Origin of the sequence: Neisseria sp. HMSC064E01, from assembly GCF_001808875.1 — a bacterium.
GTDB classification, from domain to species: domain Bacteria; phylum Pseudomonadota; class Gammaproteobacteria; order Burkholderiales; family Neisseriaceae; genus Neisseria; species Neisseria sicca_A.
Window position 1 is genome coordinate 16749 of record NZ_KV794966.1, and the last position, 11494, is coordinate 28242.

An 11494-nucleotide genomic window follows, 5' to 3' on the forward strand; every position below is an offset into this window, starting at 1 on the left:
GCTCTACCGACTGAGCTAACGACCCGATAAGCCGTGCATTATATGGATGCCGTTGGAGTGTGTCAACTTATTTTTGCCGGTGTCGCATAATTTTTTGTTTCTAATGGGTTTTATGTTTGATTGTCCGGCGTGTTCGGTAAAAAAAGCGATGTGCTTACAGCAGCCAGCCGCCGTCGAAACGGTTTAAAAATTCGCTAAATTGCTGTTGCGCCCTCTGGATGACGATTGCGTCCTGCGTTTCCAATACGGCTTCAAAACGCGCCACTTCCGCAGCGATGATGTGCCGGTTGTCGCCGAGAAATTCTTCGTATAGGCGTTTGGCTTTTTCTAGTAGATAGATATTGTGCTGCTGGTCGCGCGGATGGATTTTCAAGGCGGCGAGTTTGCGCAGGGAGGCTTCGATTTCTTCAGGCGTCAGGCTTTGGCTGTTTTGACGGAAAACCTGATTCATGTGCAGATTCAGGTCGCGGTTGCTGATATCGACTTCCAAAAGCCCGTTGACATCGTAGCTGAAGCGGACGTCTATCGATACCTGACCTTTCGGCTTGGGCGGGACGTTGACCGACAGTTCGCCCAGTTTCAGGTTTTCTTTCGCCAACATGGATTCGCCCTGCAAAACTTCGACACTGATCACTTTCTGCCCGTCGTGGGAAGTAATGAACGTTTCGACGCGCGAAACGGGAACGGGCATATTGCGTTCAATAATCGGGAAAAACCGTCCGGTAACGTATTGGTCGCCGATGTCCATGCCGGCTTCCGTGCCGAGCGAGAAGGGCATCACGTCGGTAAGGACGACTTCTTCCACGCTTTCGTTACGCGCAATCAGCGCCGCTTGCACCGCCGCGCCGCGTGCAATGGCTTCGTCGGGATTGACCGAAACAAGCGGGATGCGGCGGAACAATTGGGCAATGGAGTGACGGATCATCGGCATCCGCGTCGCGCCGCCGACCAAAATGATGCCGTCGATTTGCGAAGGGTGCAGCTTGGCATCGCGCAATGCGCGTTCCAGCGGTTGACGCAGGCGGCCCATTAAGGGCGTGGCGGCTTCTTGGAATTCTTCGCGGCTGATGACGGCGGTGTGAACCGTCTCGCCGTCATGGAAACGGATTTCGGCCTGCATGTCTTCGCCGAGTTTGCGTTTGGCGGTTTCCAATGCCTGCCACAATTCGCTGTTTTGCGCCAGTTTGTCGCTTTCAGACGACGTCAGTGTCGTGCATTTTTTCAGGAAACACTGGCGCAGCACGTTGACGAAATCTTCGCCGCCCAAATGGTTGTCGCCCGCGCTGGCGGATACTTGGACGACGCCGTCGAAATAGTCGAGTACGGATACGTCAAACGTCCCGCCGCCCAAGTCGTAAATCAAAAAGCGCGTGTCATCGGGTTTTTCCTGCAAGCCGTAAGCCAGACCGGCGGCAGTCGGTTCGTTGAGCAAACGCAAGACGTTCAAACCCGCCATTTGCGCCGCGTTTTTCGTTGCCTGACGCTGGATGGCGTTGAAATAGGCGGGAACGGTCAGAACGACATCGCATACCGGTTCCCCCAAAAAAGCTTCCGCATCCTCTTTCAGGCTTTTTAAAATCAGCGCGGACAATTCTTCGGCACGGAACGTGCGCTTGCCCAAATGGAAAGTTTTATCCGTTCCCATAAATCGCTTGAACGCCGAGGCGGTCAGCGTCGGGGCGGTGGAGAGGCGTTCGCGTGCGGCGATGCCGGTCAGGATACTGCCGTCTTCGGCGACGCTGATGACCGACGGTGTCAGAAAATGGCCGTGTTGGTTGGGGATCAGGCGGGTTTCGCCGTTGTGGAACTGGGCAATCAGGCTGTTGGTCGTGCCTAAGTCGATACCGATTTGCAGGGTCATGAATGTCTCGTTTCGGTGGGGTTTGAATGTATAGTGGATTAACTTTAAACCAGTACGGCGCTGCCTCGCCTTAGCTCAAAGAGAACGATTCTCTAAGGTGCTTAAAGCACCAAGTGAATCGGTTCCGTACTATCTGTACTATCTGCGGCTTCATCGCCTTGTCCTGATGTACTATCTGCGGCTTCGTCGCCTTGTCCTGATTTAAAGTTAATCCACTATAACTCAGACGACCTTTCACGTCATTCACATGGGGTCGTCTGAAATAGGGAAGATTGCAAAATCATAACATTTCTTTCATTTATATGGAAAATCTGGCGGCATTTTAGGTAGGCGGATGGCGGGTTGCGTTGCCATTGGGTAAGGAAAGGGGGCGTAGGGGGTGTCTTTGCCGGAGACTTCTAATCTTTCTTGCTTCTAACAATACAAATAAAAATAATAATTATTCTCTAATTTAGGAAAATATGTTAGGCTGATTTCTTTATTGTGTTAACGACTTAAGACGATGCCTGATATCAGCTCAACCAACCTCATCACCGCCTTCGGCATCACCCTCGCCGCCGGATTGTTCACCGTATTGGGCAGCGGGTTGGTGATGTTTTCCAAAACGCCCAACCCGCGCGTATTGTCGTTCGGTTTGGCGTTTGCGGGCGGGGCGATGGTGTATGTGTCGCTGACGGAGATTTTCAACAAATCCAGCGAAGCCTTCGCGCAGGTTTACGACAAAGACAAAGCCTTCGCCGCCGCAACGCTGGCTTTTCTGGCGGGCATGGGGGCGATTGCGCTGATTGACCGCATCGTGCCGAACCCGCATGAAACGCTCGACCCGCACGATCCCGCCTTTCAGGAAAACAAACGCCGCCACATCGCCCGCGTCGGCATGATGGCGGCGTTTGCGATTACCGCGCACAACTTTCCCGAAGGTTTGGCAACGTTTTTCGCCACGCTGGAAAACCCCGCCGTCGGGATGCCGCTGGCGCTCGCGATTGCGATACACAATATTCCCGAAGGCATTTCCATTGCCGCCCCCGTTTATTTTGCCACCCGCAACCGCAAAAAAACCGTCCTCGCCTGTCTTGCTTCAGGGCTTGCCGAACCTTTGGGCGCGGTTTTGGGCTACACCATGCTCAAGCCGTTTTTATCGCCTTTCGTGTTCGGCGCAGTGTTCGGCGTGATTGCGGGTGTGATGGTGTTCCTTGCGTTGGACGAATTGCTGCCCGCCGCCAAGCGTTATTCCGACGGACACGAAACCGTTTACGGCCTGACTTCGGGCATGGCGGTGATTGCCCTGAGTTTGGTGTTGTTTCATTTTTAAAACTGAACTAGACAGGCGCGGCAGAGTCAAACGCAGTGCCGAGGTCGTCTGAAACTTTAAGCAGGGCGGGTTGGCTAAGGAATGCGGATAAATCGAAAAGATAAATAAAGGTAGTAAGTATAATATGCTAAAAATGTATATAAAATCGCATATTTCAGCCGTGAATTAGGGTTTTTGCAACATAAATTTACGAAATTTTATAGGTTTATTATTCAATAAAAATAGAATCTATGTGAAATTAATATCATTATTCTGCTATACTTAAAAACACTTTCTTAATTTTGACTATCCGTTTGGAGAAAAAATGTCCGAAAATACACCTCTGCAATCCCTTCCTACTACCAACAAACGCATCATCGCCGCAGCTTTGGCGTTCTTTTTAGGTTGCTTCGGGGCGCATAAATTCTATTTGGGCTTAAACAAAGCCGGTATCATCTATTTGGCGATTGGCGTGGTAGGTATGTTTTTTGTCTATCCTGCTTTGATAGCTGTTGTCGGTTTATCTCTCTTCGACATCTTTAAATACCTGACATCTACGCCGGAAGAATTTGAACAAGTTTATGTTGTCGGCAAGAAAGAATGGTTTTAAGCATTGGCTGATTGATGCCTTTGAATATTGAGCGGACCGATAGTGCGAAGTTTCAAATATTCATTGCATCTTAAAAAACAAAAAAGGTCGTCTGAAAATTTTCAGACGACCTTTTGCTATTGCGGGGAATGAAACGGCTAACCTGAAAACGGCATCAGCCGCCCAGATACCAGAATTTCAACGCCCACAATACGGCGACTATCCACACCATAGGCGGCACGTCTTTGACGCGGTTGCACAAGAGTTTGATCACGGCGTAGCTGATGAAGCCGAAGGCGATGCCGTCGGCAATCGAGTAGGTGAAAGGCATGAACACGATGGTCAGGAAGGCGGGAGCGGCTTCGGTCATGTCGTCCCAGTCGATTTCACGCGCGCTGCGCAGCATTTGCGCACCGACGTAGAGCAGCGCAGGCGCTGTGGCGAAACCGGGGATGCTCTGCACCAGCGGTGAGAAAATCAGACACGCCAGCATCAATACGCCGACGGTTACGGCAGTCAGACCGGTGCGACCGCCTGCGGCAACACCCGCCGCGCTTTCGACATACGGCGTGGTTGAAGACGTACCCAAGGCGGCGCCGGCGACGATGGCGGTCGAGTCGGCGAACAGGGCGCGTTTCAGACGAGGCAGTTTGCCGTCTTCCAGCAAGCCCGCGCGGTGGGAAACGCCGACCAGCGTGCCGGTGGAGTCAAACAAATCAACCAGAAAGAAAACGAAAATCACGCTGATCATGCTGAGTTTAAAGAGACCATTGAAATCCATCTGCATGAAAGTCGGCGCGATGCTCGGAATTTCGCCGACCACGCCTTTAAAATCGCTCAAACCCAGCAGGGTGGAAATGGCTGTGATTGCCAGAATGGTCAGGATAATCGCCCCTTTGACGCGGAAATGACCCAAAGCCACCACCATAGCGAAGCCCGCCAGCACCAAGAGCGCGACGGGTTGGTGGATGTCGCCCAGTTTCACCAAAGTCGCGTCGCTGGCAACGATAATGCCGGAACCTTTGAGTGCAATCAGCGACAGAAACAGCCCGATACCGGCGGCAATCGACATTTTCAAACCCATAGGCAGCGCGTTCACCAGCATTTCGCGCACTTTGAAAAAGCTGAATAAAATGAAAATGATGCCGGAAACGAAAACCGCGCCCAAAGCCACCTGCCAGGGTACGCCCATGCCTTTGACGACGGCGAAAGTAAAGTAGGCGTTCAAACCCATACCCGGCGCGAGCGCAATCGGATAGTTACCGACGAAGCCCATCACGAAGCAGCCGATGGCGGAAGCGATACAGGTGGCGACGAATACCGCGCCCATGTCCATGCCCGTTTCGCCGAGAATCAGCGGATTGACGATGATGATGTAACACATGGCGAGGAAGGTGGTCAGACCTGCCATCAGCTCCGTGCGCACATTTGTGCCGTTTGCGCGTAAATTGAATATACGCTCCAGCACATTTTGATTTGAAGTAGTCATGATTTATGCTTTTCAAAAAAAAGGAAATTTGCGGGCGGTATTATACTGAAAACACCTTGCTGTCGGGTGAAAAATTGTCAACATTTTGCCGAAGGCAACACGCAGTCATTTCTGCCGCATCTGCGCGTGAATGAGGACAGGGCAGGGCGGGAGGTCGTCTGAAACCATGTTCCGAATACATTGTCCGCACTGGCGCTCAAGCGTAAAATTTCCGTTTTCCCCAAATGTGCCACACTCATGGAAACCGCCCTGCTCCTTGCCGGCAAAATCACCGAGCTGACCCTGATTGTCCTGATGGGCATGGCGTTGGTGAAATCCAAGCTTCTGAATTCCGAACACAGCCGCACGCTCTCCGTCATCGCGCTCTACCTCATCAGCCCGTCGGTGATGATTCACGCCTTCCAAATCGAGAACACGCCCGACATCATTGACGGGTTGAAACTCTCGGTCGCCTTGGCGGTCGTGTTCCACATCCTGCTGATCGCGCTGGGCAGGCTTTTCAAAACCCTGTTTAAGCTCGATACGCTCGAACACGCCGCCACGGTTTACACCAATTCCGGCAATCTCATCATTCCGCTGGTGATGTCCATTTTCGGACCGCAATGGGTGATTTACACCAGCGGCTTCATCATCGTCCAAATGTTCCTTTTCTGGACGCACTTGCGCCTGCTGCTTTGCGGGCGCGGCAATCTTGCGTGGAAAACCGTACTCACCAACATCAACATCCTATCCATCTTTATCGGCGTGTTCATGTTTGCCTTCCAAATCAAACTGCCGCACATCATCGACAACACGCTCGCCACCGTCGGCGGCATGATAGGCCCCGTCGCCATGCTCGTTGCCGGAATGCTGATTGCCTCGCTGCCGCTTAAAGAAATCGTCCTCTCCAAACGGATTTACCTTGTCGCCTTCCTGCGTCTGATGCTTATCCCGCTGATTCTGCTGGTGTTTGTCAAAATTTCGGGCATCGCGCATCTCGGCGGGCACAGCGATACCGTCGTCCTTATCAGCTTCCTCGCCACCGTCAGCCCCGCCGCGTCCACCGTTACCCAAATGGCGATGGTTTATGGTCAGAGCGCCCGTAAAGCCAGCGCGATTTACGGCATCACGACGCTGCTGTGCGTCATTACCATGCCGATGATGATTGCGTTGTATCAAGCGATGGTTTGAAAGGGTTGGGTCAAGAAAAAGGTCGTCTGAAACACCTCGAACTGGGTTTTCAGACGACCTTTTGTTGTTATTCCCATCATGACGGACGGAATATATAGTGGATTAACTTTAAACGCCTTGTCCTGATTTAGTTAATCCACTATGCAAGCGGCAGCGCACCTCAAAACCGAAAGCGATTGGATTCCCAATCAGGCAAAACACCGTACCGACTGCTTTCGCATGATGCCTGCCGCCGATACGCCATCCTGTATGGCAACCGACAGCGCCGCTATTCCAAACTGCCATACTCCTGCTTTTCTGCATCCCAGCGGTAGATTTTCCGTTCGCCGTTTTTCATGCCCTTCGCTTGCCAAATGATGTCGTAAAATCCATGATGCTGCTGCGGCGACATTTTCAGGATGTATGTGTCGGTATATACATCATGTTGGCGTGTACCGTCCTTATTCCAGCTGCCGGCAATGTTTTCAAGCGTAAAGGTGTTGGCGTTCAAAACGGGTTTCAGACGACCTTCAATAATGGCAAACAGCACCATAAACTCTTCCAAGCTGCCGCCTCCTGCATAACCAACCGTGTTCTGTAAGCGCAGGCCGAAGGCATCGGTTTTATCGTTCAGGCGATAAGCGGCAAAATCGAGACGGGCGGGCAGCCCGATTTGCAAACCGCCATCGGGGATTTGTACGACAAACTGCCGCTTCCCTTCCAGAGCAGGTTTGGGGGACGGATAAAATTCGTCTTTTTCTTCATAATCATAACGTTCAGTATAAGGCGTGGCGGCAAGGGCGAATTTGCCATCGGCATCCTTTGTCAGCACGGCAAGGGTCATTTGAGCGACAGGGTTGCCCGAGTCGGCTCCGCATTGCGCGTAGTGATTCGGGTTTTCGCGGTAAAAATCGCCAAGCGGATGTTTGTTCAGGCACACCAGCGCGACTTGGAGGCCGTTTTTCCAAGGCCGCAGCGACATCATATTCAGTTTTTCCACGTCTGCGTCAGGTGCAACCAAACTCAGGATTTCGCGTACGCGCGCATCTTGGCGCGACAGGCTGCCGAAGCCGTCGGCAAGCGGCTTGCCGTCCGTTTGTTTTGTATGCCGCTGCGTGATTTCCGTCTTCTTGACCTGTGCCCGCCCTTTGCCGGATGAGTGTACGGTTTCTGCCGTGGAAAGGGAGGCGGCGGCGAAGAACGCAAAGGAGAGAAATAATCCGATTTTATTCATGTTTTGTATCCTGCTTGTTCGAAGAAATGTGGCGGGTCGTCTGAAAACGACAGGCTGGAAATGAAGTTGGGATTCTAGCAGTACAAACTGAAAAAAGAATCAGGCTTGATTTTCAGACGACCTTTTGTTGCTACAATCCGTTTTTTTCTCATTGCCATTATCATGAAAACCAGCGTCTGCCTCTCACTATTGTTCCTGCTCGCCGCCTGCCAACCCGACTCCGCAGCCGTAGATACCGCCGCGCCGACCGCGCGCAAGCCTTCTTATTTTGAGTCCGACAAACGCCAAGCCGCCACGCCGGTCAAAACGCAAACGCCCGCGCTGCCCGCTATCCGCAGCCGCGCCGATTTCGACCTGCTTTCGCGCGTTTACGAACAAGACAGCGAATACGAAATCCCGCATGTCCTCTTCCTTATCGACCGCGAAGACAACAACCGCACCGACTACATCAATACACCGAAATACCGTCTGCACGAAAACTATCTCGCCGAGATTTTGAAACCGATGCCGACGCGTAAAGAATTGTTCGAACAATACCGCAGCCCGAACCGCCGCTTCCTGTTCGGCACCATCAGTTGGCAGAACAGCACTCAAGAATACGTTTACGAATTTTGGGAAGGCGACAAAATCACGCCCGAATTGCTGAAATTGGCAGAAGGCCGTCTGAAAGACAGTTTCTTCGCCCCGCTGCGCTACAAAACCAATTCCCTGTGGCAGGAAACCGTTGCCGCGCAAAGCAAAGTCTCCTTTGTAACCCAAGAAAGCCTGATACAGAATTTCCCTTATTTACCGTTGCACAGGGGGAAAGCGGTAGGCACATTGCGCGTCATCACTCAGGAAGACGACCTTTACGATGTCGGTGCGGACGACATCATCATCTTGAAAGAAGTGCCGCTGGTGTTGCCGCCCGTAGCAGGCATCATCAGCGAAAAACCGTCCACCGCGCTGTCGCATGTGAACGTCTTGGCGCGCGGCTGGGGCATTCCCAACATCTACCTTAAAGACGCGGAAAAAATCCTCTCCCCCTATATCGGACGCCGCATCGAATTGGCAGCCGACGCAAAACAATACCGAGTCGCCCAAACCAACCGAAACACAGCCGCCAAAACATTTTCAGACGGCCTCTCCCTGCCGCAGCCCGACACTGCCGATTACAACCTGCGGCCGCTTGCCAACTTGCGCCGTGAAGACAGCCGCTACTGTGGCAGCAAAGCCGCCAACCTCGGCCATATCCGCGCCCATATCGCAGGCAGCAACGTCCCCGACGGATTCTGCATCCCCTTCGCCTACTACCGCGCCATGATGGACAAACTCGGCATCAACGCGGCAACACTGGCGCAAATCGAAACGCAAAGCGGCGGCGACAACCGCAAACGCCGCACCGCCTTGCTCGCATTGCAGAAAAAAATTACCGATGCCGAAGTCCCGTCCGAATGGAAACGCACCTGGGCGGAACAATGGCGCAGCCAGTTAAACAGCAAAGGCGTGTTCGTCCGCAGCTCGTCCAATTCCGAAGACCTGCCGAATTTCAGCGGCGCAGGGCTGTACACCACCGTGCCGAACGTAACCGGCGAAAACGCGCTGGCGGAAGCAGTGAAACAATCTTGGGCTTCCGTCTTCAATTACAGCGCGTACGAAGCCCGCCGCATCGCCGGACTGCCGCACGACAGCGTGAAAATGAGCGTCTTCGTCCAACAAAGCATCAATGCCGACCTCTCCGGCGTACTCGTTACCGTCAATCCCTACGATACCGCGCAGAAAAACACTTCCTACATCGCCGCCAAACGCGGGCTGGGCATTCGCGTAGTCGAAGGAAAACGGGTGGCGGAACAAGCCGTTTACAACCGTCGCAACGACTCAGTACAACGCCTCAGCTCCTCCAACGAAACCACCGCACTGCAACTGGATGAAAACGGCGGCGTCAGGGAAGTACCGATAACCGGCGGCAACGTCATGAACCACGACCAAATCCGCCGCCTCGACCAAGCCGGACAGCAAATCAAACAGCTTTTCGGCAACGGCGAACAAGACATAGAATGGGCTTTCGCAGGCGGAAAACTCGTCATCCTTCAGGCAAGGCCTTATTTAAACGGCGGACGGTAAAATGGGAAAGGGAAGAGGTCGTCTGAAAACGCAGCTTCAATGAAGTTCAAAACCAAAATCAGTCCAGCAAAGGAAACATCATGAGTTATCAGGATTTTATCAGCCAAACCGAAGCACAATACGGCATCTCCCTGCCCAACCTATACAAACGCCTCGCTGCCGACGGCATGTTGGACTGGGGAGAGGCTGGCAGAAACTGGTATAGCGACACTTTTCCCAAGTTGCTCGAACATCCGCCCCTGCTGCTGGTCGGCTCGGAATTTGAACTGCCTCACACCGACGAATTGCAGGAAATCAACGAACAGCTATGCGACGACAGTGAATGGATGAGTTTGAAACCCGAATACCGTGGCAAACTCATCGCCTTTGCTGAAGCAGGCAACGGCGATTACTACGCATTCGACTACCGCCAAGAAGGCGAACCATGTATCACACGCCTGTATCACGACGACTTCAGCGTAGTAGAAGCCGCAAACTTAGCAGACTTCATCTTCCGCAGGCTGCTCCAAGCCCAAGCGGACTATTTCCCCGAAGAAGATACCTCTCCCGAAGACTACCGCGGGCAACTGTTTGCCCAATTGGAAAGCCACCGCCCCTACCTCTCCGCCGAACAATATGAATTCCTCCGACAAACCTATCAAAAACCCTATCAAAAAGACCAATGGGGCGGATTGTTCATGTTGAGTGACGAAGAAACCAAAGCCGCCGAGCAACAGTTCATCTCATGCGAGCGGCTGGACGAAGAATTCGAACCTTTCGACTACGACTAGCGGGTATATTGGTTTCGCTTTAAATCAGGATAAAAATACGAAAGAAAAAAGATGTAAGAAAACACCGCATTAATTACATAACAGGCGTAGGTTGAATTGGAGATCCAACTTTCACAAAGGTCGTCTGAAAGTTTTCAGACGACCTTTGCTTCGTATTCGTTACAATAGCTGTTTTGCTTACTTGGAATTTCTATGTACATAAAACTATTTTCTGCATTGTCAATTTTGTTATTTACATTTAATTGTAATGCTTTTTCCAAAGCCCCTGATGCAGATGGTGTAGTTAGCATCAGGATGGTTAATAATAATCCTTGCCTTTATATTGAAAAAACTGGCTTGATTGGTGCATATTTCATAGATATATCTCAAGTTTTTTCAGAAAGTATGGATAGCATGCTCTATGAGGCAACATTTGAAGAAAATTACCCGACTAAAGAAAAATGTATTATGTTGAATTCTTCAAACTTTCCAAATCTAAAATTAGAAGATAGGCAAGTTTATGCAATTAGGCTGCGTCCTGATCCAAATAAAAATGAACAATTAAGGATAGAGCCGAATTTCACTGGTTTTGGAGATACAATTTGCCTTAAAAAAGATCAAAATGGTCATTTTAGGGTTCAAGATTATATTAGAGGTGAATGTGTAGATAGGGTTCCTAACCAATCTGAACAGAAATCTTTAAAGGAAAATAAAGGAAGTTGGTTTGATCGGTTCATTGAGTGGCTAAAAAGCTTACTATCATGATTCGGATTATCTTAAATTAGAAAAGCGTAGATTGGGCTTGGAAACCAAACATCTATCAAGGTCGTCTGAAAAACCTCCATTCAGACGACCTTTCTACCGTTTATCCCATTTGCTTTACCGTTGATGACGTTCAAGTTACCATACGAACCTCATTGTCATCTTTAAAATCAACATCATGACTGCCCGCCAATCCTACCACCTCACCTTCACCCGTTTCTCCCCCTCACTCTCTGTTCGTTCTTTCACCGCCTCCGAAGCCGCCAA

9 protein-coding genes are annotated in these 11494 nt (G+C 51.3%); 6 read left to right on the forward strand and 3 right to left on the reverse strand.

Features of this window, described 5'->3' with window-relative positions; genetic code table 11:
- Positions 1 to 154: 154 nt before the first annotated feature.
- Entirely contained in the window at positions 155 to 1861 is a 1707-nt protein-coding gene (locus HMPREF2572_RS10860) for a molecular chaperone HscC (protein ID WP_070498566.1), read from the reverse strand.
- A 502-nt stretch (positions 1862 to 2363) separates the two neighbouring features.
- On the opposite strand from HMPREF2572_RS10860, the gene zupT reads away from it, so the two are divergent.
- Positions 2364 to 3173 (forward strand): zinc transporter ZupT, encoded by an 810-nt coding sequence (gene zupT, locus HMPREF2572_RS10865; protein ID WP_070498568.1) that lies wholly within the window; start codon positions 2364 to 2366, stop codon positions 3171 to 3173.
- A gap of 304 nt (positions 3174 to 3477) precedes the next feature.
- Entirely contained in the window at positions 3478 to 3762 is a 285-nt protein-coding gene (locus tag HMPREF2572_RS10870; protein ID WP_070498571.1) for a TM2 domain-containing protein, read from the forward strand.
- A gap of 154 nt (positions 3763 to 3916) precedes the next feature.
- Here the strand turns inward: HMPREF2572_RS10870 and HMPREF2572_RS10875 are convergent, their stop codons facing one another.
- Entirely contained in the window at positions 3917 to 5230 is a 1314-nt protein-coding gene (locus HMPREF2572_RS10875; RefSeq protein WP_070498574.1) for an NCS2 family permease, read from the reverse strand.
- Positions 5231 to 5467: 237 nt separating this feature from the next.
- Here HMPREF2572_RS10875 and HMPREF2572_RS10880 point away from each other — a divergent pair, with 237 nt between their 5' ends.
- Complete coding sequence (locus HMPREF2572_RS10880) at positions 5468 to 6400, forward strand: AEC family transporter (RefSeq protein ID WP_070498576.1); 933 nt, start codon at positions 5468 to 5470, stop codon at positions 6398 to 6400.
- Between the two features lie 268 nt (positions 6401 to 6668).
- Here HMPREF2572_RS10880 and HMPREF2572_RS10885 read toward each other — a convergent pair whose 3' ends face one another.
- The gene (locus tag HMPREF2572_RS10885; RefSeq protein WP_070498578.1) at positions 6669 to 7613 is read right to left on the reverse strand and encodes a hypothetical protein; all 945 of its coding nucleotides are present in this window, start codon (positions 7611 to 7613) and stop codon (positions 6669 to 6671) included.
- A 162-nt stretch (positions 7614 to 7775) separates the two neighbouring features.
- On the opposite strand from HMPREF2572_RS10885, the gene HMPREF2572_RS10890 reads away from it, so the two are divergent.
- The 3 genes from HMPREF2572_RS10890 (at position 7776) to HMPREF2572_RS10900 (ending at position 11230) form a co-directional block, all read left to right on the forward strand.
- Entirely contained in the window at positions 7776 to 9716 is a 1941-nt protein-coding gene (locus tag HMPREF2572_RS10890; RefSeq protein WP_070498585.1) for a PEP/pyruvate-binding domain-containing protein, read from the forward strand.
- A gap of 80 nt (positions 9717 to 9796) precedes the next feature.
- A complete protein-coding gene (locus tag HMPREF2572_RS10895) occupies positions 9797 to 10486 on the forward strand; it encodes an SMI1/KNR4 family protein (protein WP_070498580.1) in 690 nt (229 codons plus the stop codon).
- A 192-nt stretch (positions 10487 to 10678) separates the two neighbouring features.
- Positions 10679 to 11230: a hypothetical protein gene (locus HMPREF2572_RS10900; protein ID WP_070498582.1), complete on the forward strand. Its 552-nt coding sequence runs from the start codon at positions 10679 to 10681 to the stop codon at positions 11228 to 11230.
- Positions 11231 to 11494: the final 264 nt, after the last annotated feature.